General features: G+C 35.4%; 16 protein-coding genes. 14 read left to right on the plus strand and 2 right to left on the minus strand.

Annotated elements, in window-relative coordinates; all coding sequences use genetic code 11:
* Window positions 1–524 precede the first annotated feature (524 nt).
* From GTK47_RS12300 to GTK47_RS12340, 9 genes are all read left to right on the plus strand, one after another.
* Window positions 525–2,915 carry a DMSO/selenate family reductase complex A subunit gene (locus GTK47_RS12300; protein WP_165123542.1) on the plus strand — a complete coding sequence of 797 codons (2,391 nt, stop codon included), beginning with the start codon at window positions 525–527 and terminating at the stop codon, window positions 2,913–2,915.
* Window positions 2,912–3,541 (plus strand): DMSO/selenate family reductase complex B subunit, encoded by a 630-nt coding sequence (locus tag GTK47_RS12305; protein ID WP_165123544.1) that lies wholly within the window; start codon window positions 2,912–2,914, stop codon window positions 3,539–3,541. The genes GTK47_RS12300 and GTK47_RS12305 overlap by 4 nt, the downstream gene beginning before the upstream one ends.
* Window positions 3,538–4,410 carry a DmsC/YnfH family molybdoenzyme membrane anchor subunit gene (locus GTK47_RS12310; protein ID WP_165123546.1) on the plus strand — a complete coding sequence of 291 codons (873 nt, stop codon included), beginning with the start codon at window positions 3,538–3,540 and terminating at the stop codon, window positions 4,408–4,410. Before GTK47_RS12305 ends, GTK47_RS12310 begins: the two co-directional genes overlap by 4 nt.
* 14 nt (window positions 4,411–4,424) lie before the next feature.
* The gene (locus GTK47_RS12315) at window positions 4,425–5,309 is read left to right on the plus strand and encodes a 4Fe-4S binding protein (protein ID WP_165123548.1); all 885 of its coding nucleotides are present in this window, start codon (window positions 4,425–4,427) and stop codon (window positions 5,307–5,309) included.
* Window positions 5,310–5,437: 128 nt separating this feature from the next.
* Window positions 5,438–6,463 carry an NAD(P)H-quinone oxidoreductase gene (locus tag GTK47_RS12320; RefSeq protein ID WP_165123550.1) on the plus strand — a complete coding sequence of 342 codons (1,026 nt, stop codon included), beginning with the start codon at window positions 5,438–5,440 and terminating at the stop codon, window positions 6,461–6,463.
* Window positions 6,464–6,979: 516 nt separating this feature from the next.
* Window positions 6,980–8,815, plus strand: coding sequence for a pyridoxal-dependent decarboxylase (locus tag GTK47_RS12325; RefSeq protein WP_165123552.1), 1,836 nt, complete (start codon window positions 6,980–6,982; stop codon window positions 8,813–8,815).
* A gap of 391 nt (window positions 8,816–9,206) precedes the next feature.
* Window positions 9,207–10,145 (plus strand): PadR family transcriptional regulator, encoded by a 939-nt coding sequence (locus tag GTK47_RS12330; protein WP_165123554.1) that lies wholly within the window; start codon window positions 9,207–9,209, stop codon window positions 10,143–10,145.
* On the plus strand, window positions 10,138–10,293 hold the full coding sequence (locus tag GTK47_RS12335) for a hypothetical protein (RefSeq protein WP_165123556.1): 156 nt from the start codon (window positions 10,138–10,140) through the stop codon (window positions 10,291–10,293). Before GTK47_RS12330 ends, GTK47_RS12335 begins: the two co-directional genes overlap by 8 nt.
* Window positions 10,294–10,982: 689 nt before the next feature.
* Window positions 10,983–12,506 carry a carbohydrate porin gene (locus tag GTK47_RS12340; protein WP_165123558.1) on the plus strand — a complete coding sequence of 508 codons (1,524 nt, stop codon included), beginning with the start codon at window positions 10,983–10,985 and terminating at the stop codon, window positions 12,504–12,506.
* A 126-nt stretch (window positions 12,507–12,632) separates the two neighbouring features.
* On the opposite strand, the gene GTK47_RS12345 is transcribed toward GTK47_RS12340, so the two are convergent.
* Window positions 12,633–13,418 carry an ATP-grasp domain-containing protein gene (locus tag GTK47_RS12345; RefSeq protein ID WP_165123560.1) on the minus strand — a complete coding sequence of 262 codons (786 nt, stop codon included), beginning with the start codon at window positions 13,416–13,418 and terminating at the stop codon, window positions 12,633–12,635.
* A 250-nt stretch (window positions 13,419–13,668) separates the two neighbouring features.
* Here GTK47_RS12345 and GTK47_RS12350 point away from each other — a divergent pair, with 250 nt between their 5' ends.
* The 4 genes from GTK47_RS12350 to GTK47_RS12365 all read left to right on the plus strand — a co-directional run bounded on the left by GTK47_RS12350 (window position 13,669) and on the right by GTK47_RS12365 (window position 17,958).
* The gene (locus GTK47_RS12350; RefSeq protein ID WP_241256016.1) at window positions 13,669–14,319 is read left to right on the plus strand and encodes a hypothetical protein; all 651 of its coding nucleotides are present in this window, start codon (window positions 13,669–13,671) and stop codon (window positions 14,317–14,319) included.
* Between the two features lie 282 nt (window positions 14,320–14,601).
* A complete protein-coding gene (gene ahpC, locus GTK47_RS12355) occupies window positions 14,602–15,165 on the plus strand; it encodes an alkyl hydroperoxide reductase subunit C (protein ID WP_006536680.1) in 564 nt (187 codons plus the stop codon).
* 69 nt (window positions 15,166–15,234) lie between these two features.
* Window positions 15,235–16,800, plus strand: a complete 1,566-nt coding sequence (gene ahpF, locus GTK47_RS12360; RefSeq protein ID WP_165123562.1) for an alkyl hydroperoxide reductase subunit F — start codon at window positions 15,235–15,237, stop codon at window positions 16,798–16,800.
* A gap of 165 nt (window positions 16,801–16,965) precedes the next feature.
* On the plus strand, window positions 16,966–17,958 hold the full coding sequence (locus tag GTK47_RS12365; protein ID WP_165123564.1) for a prolyl oligopeptidase family serine peptidase: 993 nt from the start codon (window positions 16,966–16,968) through the stop codon (window positions 17,956–17,958).
* 92 nt (window positions 17,959–18,050) lie between these two features.
* On the opposite strand, the gene catA is transcribed toward GTK47_RS12365, so the two are convergent.
* Window positions 18,051–18,692, minus strand: a complete 642-nt coding sequence (gene catA / locus GTK47_RS12370) for a type A chloramphenicol O-acetyltransferase (protein WP_165123566.1) — start codon at window positions 18,690–18,692, stop codon at window positions 18,051–18,053.
* Window positions 18,693–18,968: 276 nt separating this feature from the next.
* Between catA and GTK47_RS12375 the strand changes: the two genes are divergently transcribed.
* Window positions 18,969–19,460, plus strand: coding sequence for a hypothetical protein (locus tag GTK47_RS12375; protein ID WP_165123568.1), 492 nt, complete (start codon window positions 18,969–18,971; stop codon window positions 19,458–19,460).
* Window positions 19,461–19,502 lie beyond the last annotated feature (42 nt).

The raw sequence follows: 19,502 nt of genomic DNA on the forward strand, positions 1-19,502 counted from the left end.
CACATATTGCAGTAATTAGTAAGGGGAATAACGATACGTGTGGAAATAATTCTGAATGTAACAAAACATGTATCTTGATAAAAACAATGTTTTGCTTAAAGGTCTATTTAGAACAATTTGCGCTAACCCTATACTCAATTGGTATATTATTCGATTTTCTAACGAAGTCATAGTGCTATTACTAAATTATCCTTGTCAAAAGCCAAAAATGAAGAGGCGCTTCAATATTTTCTATCTTTATATTGACATTTTATTTACGGCTTTACCTTAAATTCGTGTTTTTTGCATAACTCTTTATTTTTATAACAAAAAATTAGGTAAAGTTAACTAAATGTATTTTTGATGCAACTTAATGCTACCTTGAATTAGCTTTTCCTTATAAAAAGTGGGTGATCGGCAAAGAAGTGCGGAATATTGAAACATTCTATTACCTCTTTAGTGGTGTTGATGTACATCAATGAGGGTTTACCACTATATTCTATCATTTTTACTGATGAGAGTTGTTATGTGAGAATGATAAACCAATGAAAAAAATAGAAAAAAGTGAGAAAAACAAAGGGATGATGTCGCTAAGTCGTCGCCACTTTGTTCAAACGAGTGCTGCATTAGTGACAGTGCCATTTTTCGCACGAAATGCACAAGCTAACGTAGATGAAAGTTTACCAATTGCAAAAATGGACGGAAACCCAGCTACCGTTGTAGCAACATGTAGTACTTTTGACTGTGGTGGTAAGTGCGATATTCGCGCCCATATAAAAGAAGGGATTGTCACTCGGATCACAACAAGACCTGATAATGAGCTAGATGAATCAATGCCTATTATGAGAGCGTGCGTACGTGGCAGAGGTTATCGTAAATTCTCTTATCATGCAGACAGACTAAAATACCCAATGAAACGCGTGGGTAAACGTGGTGAAGGTAAATTTGAACGTATTTCATGGGATGAAGCCACAACGCTTATTGCAGAAAATATTACGCGTTTAACCGAAAAATATGGTGCAGCAAGTCGCTTCTTAACCGTCAATACCGCTGTAACAGGGGGGATCTTCTCTGGTGATACCATGATGAAGAAACTCTTCAATTTAACAGGTGGATACTTACCTTATTATCACTCTGTTAGCTTAGGGAATACGGTCAAAGTTACTCCTTATACTTACGGTATATCCAAAACAGGCAGTTCACTTGATACACTTGAAGATACACCACTAGTGATTTTATGGGGTCATAACCCTAATGAAACCATTTTTGGTCATACAAACCATTATTTTCAAAAAATGAAAAATAAAGGTACCAAGTTTATTGTGGTCGATCCTCGTTATTCAGATACGGCACAATCTCTTGCTGATCAATGGATCCCTCTTTTACCAACAACCGATAATGCCTTAATGGATGCAATGATGTATGTCATTGTTACCGAAAACCTTCATGACAAACCTTTTATTGATAAATATGTTATTGGTTTTGATGAAGAACATATGCCAGAAGGTGTTCCTGCTAATGAGTCCTTAGTGGCTTATTTAACGGGGCAAAAAGATGGAATAGAAAAAACACCTGAATGGGCAGAGAAAATCACTCGAGTGCCTGCAAATACCATTCGTCAACTCGCACGCGAATATGCAATGACAAAACCAGCAGCCTTAATTCAAGGTTGGGGACCTCAACGCCATATTTGTGGTGAGCGTAGTGCTCGTGGTTCAACATTACTCGCTGCAATTACTGGAAATGTGGGTAAAAAAGGGGCATGGGCGGCCGGTTACGGCGGTATTGGTAATCGTCAATCTATGCGTGGACCGAATGTTGGGAAGAACCCAATTAAAGCGCAAATTTCCATCATGAATTGGATGCAAGCAGTTGATGATGCAAGCCAAGTACGTGTTGAAGATGGTCTTTTAGGTGTTGATAAACTCGATACCAATATCAAAATGATATTTTCTTTAGCAGGTAACTATTTAGTTAACCAAAACCCTGATGTAAATGCAGCAGCTAAATTATTAGCTGATGATTCAAAAGTTGAATTTATTGTTGCTAGTGATTTATATCTCTCTCCATCTGCAAAATATGCCGATCTCGTTTTACCTGAAACCAGTTTTCTAGAGCGTTGGAACATTGGTAATACATGGGGAACGGGTAACTATTTTCTTCTGTCTGAAAAAGTGGTTGAGCCAGCTTTTGAGCGTCGTTCTGATTATGAGTGGATAACAGACGTAGCAGAAAAAATGGGAGTAAAAGAGGCGTTTACTGAAGGTCGAAGTGAAAAAGAGTGGATAGCTCATCTTGTTGATACTAATAAAGAGCGTTTCCAAGATAGACCTGACTTCCCTAATTTTGAAGAGCTAGTAAAAACACGTCGTTATCTTTTCAAAGATGAACCTTTTGTTGCCTTTGAAGAAAATATCAATGACTTTGCGAATAATCCATTCCCAACACCATCAGGGAAAATTGAGATTTTCTCTAAGCGTCTGTATGACATGAATAATCCGGATATTCCGGCATTATCTCATTATGTACCTGCTATTGAAGGCCCTGAAGATAAGTTAACAGCAAAATATCCATTGCAAATGCTAACTTGGAAAGGGAAAAACCGTGCCAACTCAACACAATATGCCAATCCTTGGTTACAAGAAGCACAACGCCAAGAGGTATGGATAAATCCAATTGATGCTGAAAATAGAGGTATTAAAAATGGCGATATGGTGCGTGTCTATAACGAAAGAGGAATAACTCAAATTCCAGCATTAGTTACACAACGCATTATTCCTGGTGTGGTTGGCTTGCAAGCCGGTGCATGGTGGACACCTGATGAAAATGGTGTTGATCATGGTGGATGCCCTAATGTTTTAACATCAACACGAATGACACCATTAGCCCATGGTAACTCGCATTTAACCGTTTTAGTTGAGGTAGCCAAAGCATGAGTAACTTTAAAGAATATGGACCAGTGAGTGATGAACAGCTCGGTTTCTTTATTGATTCCTCTCGTTGCTCTGGTTGTAAAGCTTGCCAAGTGGCATGTAAAGACAAAAATAACTTAGAAGTAGGACGTCGTTTCCGCCGTATATATGAAGTAAAAGGCGGTGGATTTGCTCCAACAGGACAAGGCGGTCTGGTTAATAATGTTTTTGCTTATACATTAACCATATCTTGTAACCATTGCGATTCACCTGTTTGTGTGAAAAATTGCCCGACAACAGCAATGCATAAGCGTGAAGGTGACGGTATTGTTCGGGTGGATACTTCTAAATGTGTCGGTTGTGGATATTGTGCTTGGTCATGTCCTTACGGTGCACCACAAATGAATGAAGAAACCGGACAAATGTCAAAATGCGATTTTTGTATCGATTTATTAGCCGAAGGCAAAAATCCAATTTGTGTTGATACCTGCCCGCTAAATGCGATTAAGTTTGGCAAAATTAAAGATCTAAGAGCCAAATATGGACATTTAAGTCAAGTTCAAGGGTTACCTGATTTTACGATGACAAATCCGAATTTAGTGATTAAACCTCATACTGGCGCGGCGAAAAAGGGAGGAGTTAAAGCATGAGTGAATGGCCATTAGTTACCTTTACTTTGTTCGTCCAAAGTTCTGTGGGTGTGACTATTTTCACCGCACTTTATTTTTGTTGGTTAGAAAAAGAAATTGGTAATAAAAGAGCAGCTGTTGCTATGCGTCCTGTGCTATTAACAGCCGCTATTTTAGGTTGCTTAGGATTATTAGCATCAACTTTACACATGGGATATCCTTGGAATGCTTTTCATGCATTACGCCATATATCTTCATCATGGCTAAGTCGTGAAATCATATTTGCTGCAATTTACCTTGGTGCACTATGCCTTTATACCTTAGTTATTTTGATAAAAGGGCATATGAATAGAACCATACTGGCAATTATTGGTTTACTTGGCATTATCGATATATTCTGCATGGCGTCTCTGTATTACAACACCTCAATGCTGACATGGATGCATGCAAATACCTATTTTATGTTTATAGGGGCATTATTTGCAGCAGGTGCAGTTATTGCACTTTCAATAACTGCATTTCGTGTTAAAGCATTTGTGAATGATGAATTAGCAAAAAAAGTTGTAATAAGTGCATTAGTAGTTGTTTTCCTTGCTGTAACAATACGTATGGCTGTACAACCGTTCTATTTAGAATGGATGTCAGCAGTCATTTCAACAAATGATGCAATAACGTTCCCTCATACGCCTATCATTGCGTATAATGAAACATTCGGATTAAGAATATCTGCATGGCTTATGTCAGTTTTTGGTATTTTAATGATGGGATACAGCGTATGGAAATATCGTAATGCTGTATTTACTTCAGGATTGCGTATGGTGTTAGCAAGTAGCGCAATAATACTGATTGCAGAAATTCTTAATCGTTTTGCATTCTTTATTGTTAAGTAGTGGAGTAGTGATGTATGAGGCGTTTTATTAAGGTGGATCTTCCTCCTGAACCAATTATTAATGATAAATGTGTTAGAAAACGCCTCAAACAAAGCCTATGTGATAGTTGCTCCAAAGTTTGCCCTGTGGGCGCTATCACTTTTGCTCACTTAGATGTAAAAATAGACAATGAACTCTGTTTTCAATGTGGTAATTGTCTATTTACCTGTCCTGTTGATGCGATAGAAAATATTGCGCCTCATGAAAGAACACACCAAGATAATTACCTTGTTGTTAATTACGATGAACCATTAGCAAGTACAGAAGAATTATTAGTATGGCATCGTCAATATCAAATTAGAGGCATGAAGATAGCACAGCCTTTAGTGGATAAATGGCTTCCTGTTTTAGCAAACTTAAATCTTCAATTAAAAACGTTACAAGAGCCTATTTGGCAATTAATAATCACAGAGCCTACTGACATTGATAGTGGGCGTCGCTTTATGCTTTTTCGTCAAAAACTAGATGAAAAACCACTTAATAAAAATCAAGTAAGAACAGGATTGAATGCAAGAAAACAACTTTATCCTGAAGACAGTTGGTTCCAAATTCAGCTAGATAAAGACAGTTGTATTCTTTGTTCTGCCTGTGCCAAAGTGTGTGATGAAGGTGCGATTGAACTTGAAAATAATATATTTACACTCGATGAAAAGCGCTGTACAGGTTGCATGAGCTGTGAAGTGGTTTGTTTTCCTAAATCTATTCATGTTAATGAACAAGTTGCTAAAAATAACGAACCCACACACTATCATTATTATGATGCTCACTGTGAAAAATGCCGTTTAGCTTTTTTATCATGGACGCCAGAAGCAAAATTGTGCCCGATTTGCATACAACATCAGAAGCAAGGTTGGTTATAACCTTTCTTAAATACACTTAAGTAATTTGTTGTTTCATAAGCCAATACCCTGATTAAAATCAGAAATAGGGTGTTGATTTTACTTATTTATCATTAAATTCCGAGTGTGGCTAAATAAAATGGGAGTATATGATGAAAACAACTGCTTTACCTGCGGATATGTTAGAAATTGCCATCACAGGGCCTGGTGATATAGATAAATTACAACCTCAATTATCACCGATACCTTCAGTTCCTCCACATTATCTTTTGATCAAAGTTGCCGCTTCTGGTGTTAATCGTCCTGATATTTTTCAACGCCAAGGTAGTTATCCGCCACCAGCTGATGCTTCACCTATTCCGGGTCTTGAAGTTGCTGGAGAAGTTGTCGCATTAGGTGAAAACTGCACTAAATGGCAACTGGGAGATAGAGTTTGTGCTTTAGTTGCTGGTGGTGGTTATGCTCAATACTGTATTGCGCATGAAGACATCGCATTACCATCAATGAATTTAACGGATATTGAAGCAGCCGCATTGCCTGAGAATTTTTTTACCGTCTGGGCTAATTTATTCCAGTTAGGAAAACTAAAACAAGGTGAATCTGTTCTTATTCATGGTGGAACCTCGGGAATTGGTTCAACAGCCATAATGCTGGCTCATACAATAGGCGCGATAGTTTATACAACAGTTGGCTCTGAAGAAAAAGCAGCCGTAGCTCGTGATCTCGGCGCTGATTATGTCATCAACTACAAACAAGTCGATTTTGCTAAAGAAATTCCCATTTTAACTGAAGGGAAAGGTGTTGATGTCATCCTTGATATTATTGGTGGGGATTACGTAGAAAAGAATTATCAAGTTGCTGGCAAATTTGGGCGCGTTATACAAGTGGGTATGATGAAAGGATTGCCTCAAAATTTAAATATGATGCCAATGATGATTAAGCGTTTAATTCATACTGGCTCAACGATGCGATCTCGCTCAATAGAAGAGAAGGCACAAATAGCGCAAGAACTAAAACAACAAGTGTGGCCATTTATTGCTGAAGGAAAAGTTAAGCCTATCATTAATGCTATTTTCCCATTAAAAGAAGTGGGAAAAGCACATCAATTAATGGAGTCTGGTGATTTAATTGGTAAAGTGATGCTTGAAATCTTGCCTTATAACGAAAGAGAGTGAAAAAAAGAGCGCTTAAAGCTTATTTGATATAAGAGTAAGAAATTATTTTCCTTCCTAAAAAGCGAATATTCCGAAAAACACATGTTCAATATTTCATGTGTTTTTTTATATATTGAAGAAAAAATGAATTACAATTAAATAAATAAAACCCTATTTTAGATAAGTGATTTAATATCTATTCTTTATAATAGATATTAAACGATAGAATTATTCATTGATTCTAATTAGAGCGGGTTTAAATATTGACCTTAGCAAAAATAATATCACATCCATAGGAATATAACTTAAATCAAAATTGATAATAAGTTAAAGAAACTAACAAATAAAGCTAAATCATTTATCTTCAAAGTGTGAGTTACTTAAATTAAATTGGAAAAATATTAACTAATATCAATAAAATAAAGAAGATTCTTACTCATCATGTAGTATATCATTTGAATAAAGGTTAATTATTAACGATCAATAAACATAATTCTCATTAAAACAGATAATAAAAATTTATATATAGGTGCGATGATGGCAAATTACAAACAAACCTGTCTGAGTGCTACAGAGCGTGTATACCATACCCGAACCGTTGATACCCTTACATGTTATCATCGAGAGATGGCAAAAATATTAATGAATAGTGAGTATTCTTTTCCTAAAGAAAATAAAGTGAAAAGAAATAATAGCGATAGTTTAGACGCTAAAATAAAAAGTAATACTATTGAAAAAAAAGCAGTAGATAATGCTTATGAAAGTATTTTAGAGACTTTAAAACAGCAAAATAGTTATAATCAATCTGATATTGAACCTTATTTTTCCCATCATCATTCACAAGTGATGCAACTGGCGAAATTCGGTTATCTTTCTGCATTAGTATACAATTCAGATAATGTTTTTAATAACCATTCCCCTTTACTAAAAGAACAAGAAAAGAAAATTACAGATGATCTCTGTAAGTTAATTGGTTTTTCATCCGAAGATGCATTTGGTCATATCACAACAAGCCATACTCTTGCTTGCTATGAAATATTGTGGGCGCTCAGAAATTTAAAAACATTACCTATGGCAATTGCTCGCCATCCAAAATCACGAGATTTGGTTGCAGATAAAAAAGCATTTGAGTTATTCAATATGTCTGTCACAGATATTTTAGCAATAAGCGAACAACTCAATGATCGCGGGATTTTTGATGATGTTAGTCATTTAACATGCCGAGGGACGGGCATGACCAAAACAATGCATTTAGGAAAACTACTTGTTCCAGTTTCCCGGTTTGAATTTTGGAAAAAAGCAATGGATATACTTGGGTTAGGGTATGACAACCTTATTGCATTGCCTATTGATGAAACATTTAAAACTGATATTGAAAAAACACGCAGTATTGTTTTTCGTCTGATTGAACAAGGTGAGCCAATTCTCGGTGTTATAGGAATATTAGGCGCACCGTCTTATGGTAGTGTTGATAAGTTAAAGCCACTTTTTGAACTAAGAAAAGAGTGCGAGGAAAAATACAACAATTCATTTTATATCCATATTGATGCATCTCAATTTGGTTATATGAAAAGCTTATTTCTTGATGATAATTACGATCTTATTCCTTATCAGATTCTGTGTAAGAAATTAAAAAAAGAAGCTCCATTACTTGAGTTGACACCCGAAATATATGAAAGTATCACACAACTTTCTCTCGCTGATTCAGTCTCTTTTGAACCGTTTCAAGCTGGATTTTCACCATATCCTACGGGTGTAGTATGTATTAAAGATGCACGTATTAGTCGCTTTTTAACCAATCCCCCTAGATTATGCCCAGAGCAAGCGGATGATGTTCCTAAAATTGATGGTATTCAATCCGCACCAGCTGTAGCGTCGATGTGGAGTGTGCATCAACTCTATCCTTTTACTTCTTCTGGATATGGAAAATATGCCCAAATTCAATGGGAGACGCGCGTCAAACTTGAGCAATTTTTTAATCACGCAGCGGCTTTCGAAAAAGAAGGTGAGCACTATTATATTCGTGTTTTATCTGCATCTGACTTTAATAAATTAAATTTTGCGATTGTAAGAAAAGGAAATAAGGATTTAGAAACGCAAAATGACCTTAATAAAATAATCTATGAAAACTTGGTTATAAAAAGTCATCATAAACAAGATTTGAGTTTGTTAACGCTTTGTGCTCGCAATAGCGATAATGCACCAGCGCAGTTTTGTTCTGAATGCGATTTTGATAACAATGAATGGGAAACTATCAAACACTTAAACTTGTTGCAGTTGACTATAAAAAGTACTGAAACCTGTGATGAACAACAGATTGAAGCCGGATATCAATATATTAAGAAAGTGGTTTTATCCGCATTAGATAAATAGAGATATCTTATTTTATTAAAAGCGAAGTAGTGGGTTATTAGCCATTATCTTCGCTTTTTTTAAATAGATAATAGGTGACATTGTCACTTATTATCTTCTAAATCTGTTTTTTGTTTCGTGTATATCTCAAACTAAAAACGTTATTTTTTATTCTTTTTTGCTAATTACCTACATTTATCTTCACTGATAGCACATAAAAGCAAACTAGAGAATGATAATCATTCATAATTACTCCCATGTTTGAAAAATTTAATCATAGATAAATCATATTGTTAATAAGAGAAACGATTTAGATGCATATTTAGATATATCTAAAGCTTGATCATTTAGATATATCGGATTATATTGCATTACATAAATTCGATATATCTAAAACAATGAGGGAATATTTATGATGATTCGAGCATTAAACTCACTTTATCAACAACGTGCTAATAATGGCGAACATGGCAGTCATGGACATGGTCACGGAAAAGGGCGTTGTGGTGGTAAAGGCAAACATAGCCGACACCAAGAAAATCATGGTGAACACGGTCATGGACATGAAAGCCGTGGTGAATGTTGCCATGGTGAACACGGTCATGGACACAAAGGCCATAGTGATTGTTGTCATGGTGAACACGGTCACGGACACGAAAACCGTGGTGAATGTTGCCATGGTGAACACGGTCACGGACATGAAAGCCGTGGTGAATGCCGTCATGGTGAACATGGTCATGGACACAAAGGCCATAGTGATTGTTGTCATGGTGAGCATGATTCTGAAAGTCAAGGTAAACAACGTGGTCGTGGATGTGGTGGCAGAGGAAAAGGCCAAGGTCGCCAATTAAAACGTATGTTTGATCATGGTGATTTACGAGTTCTGTTACTTAGCATGATCTCGAAAAAAACAAGCCATGGTTATGAAATTATTAAAGAAATAGATGAGGCGTCTTCAGGATTATATGTACCTAGCCCAGGTGTTATTTATCCAACGCTAACGCTACTTGAAGAGCAAGATCTATTAGTTGCTACGATTGCTGAAAAAGGCCGTAAAAACTACAGCATTACACCTGAAGGCACTGCATTTTTAGCAGAGCACCAGGAAATAGATGCCAATATTCAAAGAAAACTGGCTTATGCGAGAGATTTATCTCAAAACGCAGGTGGTGTTTCTGAGGAAATTGAATCTGCTGTTGGTAAATTAAAAGCCGTTTTACGCCATAAATTAGTGTTAAAAGAGCTCTCTGTGGAAAGAGCAGGACGTATTGCTTCTATTCTTAATGAAGCAGTTGAGAAAATTGAAGCTATTAATGAGGCATTGATCTCAGAGGAAAGGGAAGATGAATAAAACAGATACTCAGTTACAAAATTCAAGAAGAAATAATGAAATAGACAAAGATGATTTGGAAAACAATCCAGCAGTAAAAGAACAAACTTGCCCTAAAATGCCAGTTTCTTACTTTCGTAGAGCCTTACGTAAACCTGGCAGAATATGATAACGATAGACAGAGGTTATTATGATATGACCTCTGTCAGTTCTTCGCCTTTCTCATTTTATTTATTCTCCTCCACCGTATTAGCTTCCCCTTATAGCAAGGTTTCTAAATAATAGAAGTTAATAACACCGTTATAAAATTATTCTCTTCAGATCCTAACTATCTTTTGCTTAGTTTAAACCTTACTTAATAAGTCACTTTATTTTCTTTCTACATCTCCATTTTTGATGATCATTTGTGTCTTTTTCTTTAGGTTATTTTACCAACCTCAAAAAAATTACAAATGATTATGGAAATGTTCCATATTAAAGATTATTTTATTTAGGCTAGTTAATCCATTAAAAAATTTGAAAACTTAAACCAGAGATATGCTGAATTAACAATAAATCAAATACCAAATCAAAATAATAAATGTTTGTAAGTACTTAAACGAGAATAAGTACCCCAGTTCAAACATAGTCTTACTTATGATACTGGAAGTTAATCAGTAAAAGTAATGGCAAGGTAATGAAGATATGGGTTTATTTATTGTTAAGAATAGAAATAACGATGCGAATAACCGATTGATATTTATATAATATTATCGAATAACAATACGCTCATTAGATAGAACAATTGATTAACTAAATTGATTGTTCCGCCTTTGCTGTACCTGTTAAACCAACATTTGCTAACTTAGGAATATTCGAATGAAAGTAACAGCATTATCTGTTGTGATAAGTTTAATACTCGCTACGCCATTATGCGCAAACGCACAAACCGACATAAGTGCAATAGAAGCAAGGTTAAATGCCCTTGAACAACGTGCAACTGCTGCGGAAGCTAGAGCCAGTGCTGCAGAACAAAAAGCGGCTCGCCTTGAGCAATTAATTAATTCCAACAGTTTATCTCAAGATAAGAAAGCAATGAATCATGTTACAACTGTCAACATGGAGCAACGCATTGCTATATTAGAAAAGCAATCTGATGAGGCTCAAGCAAAAGTAAACATTGCACAAACTCAACTTAATGAAATCCAACAAAAACAATCCTCTTTGTTTGCTAGTACGAAAAATAAAGAAGGTACAGGCTTTTTCTCTACTAATACAAGTTGGGGTGATCTCAAATTGTACGGTGACGTGGAATATAATATCGATGCTGCTAGTAAGAAAGGGCAACTAACATCGATGAGAATGATGCCCGGCAATCAAAAAGATTTTGATGATAATGAAAAATGGTCTCTTAATGGGCGTATTTTAATTGGTGTGGATGGTGAACGAGAATTAAAAAACGGTAATTATGCTGGTTTTCGTGTTCAGCCAATGGCTGACATGACGGGTAAAATGAATCTAGATGATGCTGTTTTCTACTTTGGTCAACGTGATAAATGGCAATATAAAATTGGTCGCTATGAAGCTTACGATATGTTCCCACTGAATCAAGATACATTTGTTGAGTATTCAGGTAATACAGCAAATGATTTATATGGTGATGGTTTTGGCTATATCTATATGATGAAAGAGGGGCGTGGTCGTAGTAGTGATGGTGGTAGCATGATGGTTAACACTCATTACAACGACTGGTATTTTGAGCTAAATGCTTTAGTTGAAGATGGAACTTCTGTTTTCAAAGATGGTGAGTATCACGGGCGTAAACTTGATAATCGTAAAAATGTTATTTATATGCGACCTGTTGTTGCATGGCAAAAAGATAACTTAACAATTGCAAGTGCGATAGAAGCAAACGTAATAAGTAAAGCCTATGGCTATGATGATGAAAATGGAAAATTTCAAGATCAATCGCAACGTACAGGTTATGGCTTAACTGTAAAATGGGACACTTTAACTGATGATCCTATTAATGGCATTGTTGCAAATTTAAGTGCTGCTTATCTTGATGCTAAAGGTGAAAATGATTTTTCTATTGGTAGTAATGTCTTATGGCACAAATTTCAACTTGGTTATATTTATGCTCATAATGATATCAAAGCTTACTATCAAAAAAGCGAAAATAGCAGTGGTCAAAATGACTCCTATTTAACGCTCAATCCTGGCAAGTACAATATCAACACTGTATTTACTTCTTATGAACTGCCAAATATTTTAGATATGGATAATTTTAAAACCTATTTAGGTGCTTATTATTCACGTATAGATGGTAAAGACAATATTAATGTGCATAGCAGTGATAAAGATCGTTACGGTGCCCGTATCCGCTTTAAATATCTATTTTAACCTTGTTTTGATACTTATTGTTAGATATTGATTTTATATATAAAGACTTCAAAATACTGAGTATTGTTAGTTAATTGAGGTCTTTATATTTTTATATTGTTTGCATAGTTGTTGGAACATAAAACATCAGATACCAGATAAGAGAAAAGACTTAGTCAAATTTTCAACTGACCACTCTTTAATATCGGAAACTTGTCCATCGCCAATTTCAACTAATCGCAATTTTCCCTCTGTATTTTTGACTACATCAATGGAATAAAAAGGCGTGTTTACTTGTTGTGCTACTTTCTTCACAAACTCAGGAATTTCATCATCAGCAGAGAATATTTTCTTATTTAAAACAAAATATCGACGCTCACTATCATTAAGAAATTCCTCAACATAGCGAAGGCTTACACCACCTTCAACATTACCTCTAAACTGTGCAATAAGTTTTAGTATCTCTTTAATTTCATTAGCATTTTTGGCAATAGAACCTCTCGTGGTTGTTAAAGATTTCACATAGTCTTTCACAAAGTAGGCTGGCCATTGAAGTAGGCTAGTTAAACTTTTAAAGTCAGTATTCTCAGTTGTGAACACTGTTTTTGGTGTGAACTCTTTACACGCTTCATACCAACCTGTTATGTGGTGATTTTGAATATAATCCTCAGGGGTTTCAAGCATTTGCCCACCATGAGTATTAACAGCATGATATAACTGTTGATATTCGTCTTTATTTAGCATCCATCCACGCCAAATAACGGGAGAATCTGATTTAAAAGGATGTGAAAACTTATATTTACCTAATGCCATATCTTCTGACGAGAGTAACAAACAATGAATATTTAGCGCTTGAGCACAAAGATATTCCTGTTCAAAGGCTTCATCAGGTTTGCCTGTTTTTGAATAATCGTCAGGGTAAATTATTTGCATAAGTAATTCCTTTTAATTAAATAGACCTAATGAGAGACATCCTAACGCCTTATTTAATAACTTGAACCTTTTTTCTCTTAATTACATGTTCTCTTTTATAAGTTGTGAGATCTCTCGATTTTTTGATCTTTTCTCGATTAGGTAACTGATTTTACTCGTGCCATTGTTTTATTTCCTGCCATAATCGGTTTAATGTTACAAGCTTAAACAACGTATTAAATACGGATGATATCTATCAGGAAATAATTCAATGTCTTTCTATATACAAAACCGTAATTCAAATAACGATAAAACCTATAAGAAAAATAGAACAAAAATACTATTAATAGGCTTAACCTTAATTCCTTCATTTGTATTTGCTAATGACCTTTCTCAATTACCACAAAAAGAACGCGTAGCTTACTTTACTCAGGCTCAGCAAGCAGGGATCACAGGTGTTGCAATTAAAACAAAGCCTGTACTAGCAAGACCAGCCAAAGAAGGTGAGATCATCACCACAATAATTAAAGGCGAAGGGGTTGAAACAGTTTCAGAACCAGCAAAAACCGGTGATTGGGTAGTACAAAATATTTGTCCAGAAACAGGTAATGAGGAGATCTTGGTAAGAAAAGCCAAATTTGCTCAGCGTTACAATACTGCAGAGAAAAGTAAAATTAATCTAACATCTTATCCTAGTGATTATCAGCCTTTTACCCCCAAAGGCATTGAGATGAATTACTTTATCATTTCTGACTCTACACCTCCATTTGCAATGAAGGCACCTTGGGGAGAATTGCAACGTTTTCAATCGGGTGATGCAGTTGTGCAATCCACAACAGATAACCGAGATGTTTATCGTATTCAAAAAGCAGCATTTGAGTGTACTTATACTATTCTAAAGCCTGCTAAATTAGCACAGTAGTATTAAATTCATCTGCGATAGATTGAATATTAACTTTATAATTCATAATATTATAATGGTGTTGTTACTGAAGGTAAGGATAATAAATATAAAGAATGGTTAATAGAAAGTAGGCTAAATTTGATTGTTGTGCATTTGCTTTAATAGCTACATTTCGTTAACCTATCTCTATCAATTTCTTCAACTCATTAGGTAAAACCTATTGAACTGATAGCAGGAATGTATTAGCTATTCTCAAGTGGAATAGGTACATTAGACCCATACCAAACAGGAGGAAATACAATGTCTTTAATTAATACCCCAATCAAACCATTCAAAAACATGGCATTTAAAGACGGTCAATTCGTAGAAGTGACTGAAAAGGACGTCGAAGGCAAATGGAGCGTTTTCTTCTTTTACCCTGCAGACTTCACTTTTGTGTGCCCAACTGAATTAGGCGACTTAGCTGATCATTATGCTGAGTTCCAAAAAATGGGCGTAGAAATTTACTCAGTTTCTACTGACACACATTTTACCCATAAAGCATGGCACAGCAGCTCAGAAACTATCGGTAAAATCAAATATGGCATGATTGGCGACCCAACTGGCGCATTAACTCGTAATTTCGAAAATATGCGTGAGAACGAAGGCCTTGCTGACCGTGGTACTTTCGTTGTTGACCCACAAGGTATCATCCAAGCAATTGAAATCACAGCTGAAGGTATTGGCCGTGATGCATCAGACCTGCTGCGTAAAGTTAAAGCTGCTCAGTATGTAGCTAGCCACCCAGGCGAAGTTTGCCCAGCAAAATGGAAAGAAGGTGATGCAACATTAGCTCCATCACTGGATTTAGTTGGCAAAATCTAAATAAGAATTAAGCCACTAAAAAGTTATTTATCGGGTGTTTCGGCACCCGATTTTATTGAGGGTGCAAAAATGTTAGATAATAATTTAAAAGCTCAATTGAAAGCTTATTTAGAACGATTAACCCAGCCAGTTGAGTTAGTAGCAACATTAGACGACAGCAAACATTCTGCTGATATCCAAGCGCTATTAAAAGAAATTGAACCTTTATCCGATAAAGTCACTTATCGTGAAGATAATAACGCTAATGTACGTAAACCATCTTTTCTTATTACCAACCCAGGGAAAGAAACGGGTGTTCGCTTTGCTGGCTCGCCATTAGGTCATGAATTTACTTCATTGGTTTTAGCATTATTGCAAACCGGTGGTCACCCATCTAAAGAAGCACAAGAATTACTTGAACAAATTCGTCAGTTAGACAGTGAGTTTCATTTCGAAACCTATTATTCGCTCTCTTGTCATAACTGCCCTGATGTTGTTCAGGCATTAAACTTAATGGCGATTTTAAATCCGAAGATCACGCATACTGCGATTGACGGAGGCATGTTCCAAAATGAAATTCAGGAACGTAATATCATGGGCGTTCCTGCTGTATTCTTAAATGGTAACGAATTTGGTCAAGGTCGAATGACCTTAGCTGAAATCGTTAACAAAGTAGACAGCAATGCAGAAAAACGTACTGCAGAATTGTTAAACCAAAAAGATGCATTTGATGTATTGATTGTGGGTAGTGGCCCTGCCGGAGCATCGGCCGCGGTTTATTCAGCTCGTAAAGGTTTAAATACGGGTCTTATTGGTGAACGTTTTGGTGGCCAAGTTCTTGATACTGTTGATATTGAAAACTATATCTCAGTACCGAAAACTGAAGGTGCAAAACTTGCTGGTGCATTAAAAGCTCATGTTGATGATTATCAAGTGGATGTAATTGATAGCCAAACTGTTAGTCGTTTAATTCCGGGTGCATCAGAAGGGGAATTACACCAAATTGAAACTGCGTCAGGTGCAATTTTAAAAACCCGTAGCTTAATTATTGCAACTGGTGCTCGCTGGAGAAATATGAATGTTCCCGGTGAAAATGAGTACCGTACTCGTGGTGTAACTTATTGCCCACACTGTGACGGCCCACTGTTTAAAGGCAAAAGAGTTGCTGTTATTGGTGGTGGTAACTCAGGTGTTGAAGCTGCAATTGACTTAGCTGGTTTAGTTGAACACGTAACAGTATTAGAATTTGCTCCAGAAATGAGAGCGGATGCTGTATTACAGAAAAAATTACGTAGCTTAGATAATGTAGAAATTATCTTAAATGCACAAACCACAGAAGTATATGGTGATGGCGCTAAGTTAACTGGCCTAAAATATAAAGATCGTACTAATGATTCTATGCATGATATTGCATTAGCAGGTATTTTCGTTCAAATCGGTTTATTACCCAATACACAGTGGTTAGAGGGTACTGTTGAGCGTAATAAGATGGGCGAAATTGTTGTTGATGCCCGTGGCGAAACTAATATCAAAGGTGTATTTGCTGCCGGTGACTGTACAACAGTTCCTTATAAGCAAATCATTATCGCCGCCGGTGAAGGTGCAAAAGCCTCACTTAGCGCATTTGATTACTTAATTCGCACGACTGCAAAATAAGTAAACCAGAATTAAAAATTTGCTATTAACATTACATGGAAAGCATCTTAATTGAGATGCTTTTTTTTTGCTTCATATTTTTACTTGTCGAAAAATCTCCACTCATAAAGCCCAAACAACCTATGCTATTATCACGCCAAATTAATAATCTATATGGAAGTTGATATGAAAATAAATAATGTGTGTTTTAGACAAGTGGTTCCTGCGCTACTTCTCTCCTTGCTATGTGTTAGCTCTTTCTCTGTTAATGCAGATATTGAAGTTCGTGATGAAACTTTATATGAAGCACATCAACGCTTTAAAACCGAAATTATAACCGACAGTTTTGATAATATTGATCCGCCTTGGGAAGCACCGCCAGAAATATTCAATGTGATTAAATATCCGGCAAAGCCGGGGGATATGTATGCCTATTTAACACCACCTCCAGCGAATAAAAAAACTAAATTGCCTGCTGTGATCTGGTTAAATGGAGGCTATGGAGGAATTGGTGGTGATGACTATTTTTGGCAAAAGAAACCTGTTGATAATGACCAAACGGGTGCGACTTTCCGTGATCCTAATATGGTGCTGATGATCCCATCTTTCCGTGGTGAAAATACCAATCCTGGTCGTTATGAAATGTTTTATGGTGAATTAGAAGATTTAGAATCAGCGAGAGAATATTTAGCATCATTGCCTTATATTGACTCTAAACGTATCTATGTCGTCGGGCATAGTACAGGGGGAACCCGAGCATTATTAGCAAGTGAATATAGTGATAAATTTAGAGCTGTTTTCTCCTTGGGGGGAATACCTGATCTTAAATTAAGAGCAGAAGGGGATATGATAGTTGAATTGCCTTTCGATAGAAATAAAGAAGAAGAATTCAACGTTCGCTCTGTATATCGTTACATTAAATCGATAAAAACACCGACTTTTTATTTTGAAGGACGTGATTATTTTTGGAGCGAATTTAATGAATTACGTGGTGTTGCAATGGTGCATGATATCCCACTAAAAATATACAATATCAAAAATGGCGATCATTTCAATATCATTGTACCTGTCAGTAAATTAATTAAAGATAAAATCTTGTTAGATACTGATACAACTAAAGAAAGTAATATTCGATTCACTAATGAAGAAATTAAATGGATCAATAAACAAGTTAGATAATTATTGGTTTTCAAGTGAGTTACTTTAATAATAATCCGCTCTTTTATTTAATAGATAAAAGAGCGGTGTTTTTTATTTAAAAATCAATATTGTTAGCCCGAAAATCCATCACATAACTCTTGGAGTTTATTGATCATTCTAGCCATATGAAAACCATCACATGTAGCATGATGTACTTGAATGGATATTGGTAATAATAGTTTATCACTTTGTTGAGTATATTTTCCCATAGTAAAAATAGGAGGAAAATAATCTTTTACATTAGCGACATTTAAATTAAATCCATCAAAGCTTACCCAAGGGATCATCGAAATACAGAAGTGATTTTCTGGTAAATTATCTTTTGCGGATAGACTTAGATTATCTTTATATTTTTGATAATCTTGATTATATCCTTCTAGAAAAGAACCCCAATCCACAACATATTCACTCCATAACTCTGAAAAAGTCTCAGTCTCTGGATGAAAGATCGTGTATGCAGGATTGATATAATCCCAAATCACTAATTCATCATCTTTGATTGCCATTCTAGACTCAGCGTAGCTATTAACTGTTTTCGCAATTAAATAGATCATTGCAGGATAAAGCTTAAGATTATTTTTAGCTAATACTGTCTTCAAGACAGTAATATCTATTTTAGTTGTTAAGCTAAAACCACACTGTAGGTTATGTCGATAATGTAAGAAATGTTCTTTTCTATTCCATTGTTCTACGTTGATTTTTTCATAATTCATTTTTAAAGCCCTTCTTGTTAAGTAATAAAATTGTTTTTAACGAAGAAGGGCAAAACGGGTTGTCTGAATAGGTAGCATAGTAGCTCCTTATATATTTAATATTTTAGTTAGATCAAAAAAAGCAAAATAATAAGAGTAAATTGTTACACTAAATATCAAAATTTGAAGGTGTTTTTGTGCTTATATCAGATTATCACACCATTATTTTGGAGATAAATATTAAGTGTATTATGATAAAAAAGATAGAGATACACTTTAAAAATGAAGGGATTTATTATGCAAGCTAAACTTGCTTATCAATGGAAACAACAAAGACGTGGAAGACTCTCTTTTTTAGGTCTAGAAATTGCTTGGACAATTTTCTTTTCTATTGCAGAGAACTTAGCAGGTCGATGGTTTATATCACTTTATCCCGAAAAAATAGAGTTGGTTACTGAAAATTATTTTTACTACCAATTCTCTTTTACATCATATGGTCTAATAGAGTTAGCATTTTTAATAGTACAAGTTTACATATTTACTCTTATATTATCTCAACGAATAAGAGATATAGGTATAGGTTATCCTGTTGTTATTTCAATTGTTTTAACGGTTAGCCCTATCTTATTAACACCATATTTACTATTTAATGCACCATCTATGTTAGCGGTATTATATGCTATTTTATTAATAACTGGGTTGGTTGCGTTACTTGCACCACCTGCTCGTAAAGTTGATATTAACAAAACCTCAAAAAAGAAAGAAAACAACAGTAAAATGGATGGTTAAAAAACCAGTAAAATAAAAAAAGAAAAGCATCCGTTTAGATGC

Source organism: Proteus sp. ZN5 (assembly GCF_011046025.1).
In the GTDB taxonomy this organism is placed as follows: Bacteria; Pseudomonadota; Gammaproteobacteria; order Enterobacterales; family Enterobacteriaceae; genus Proteus.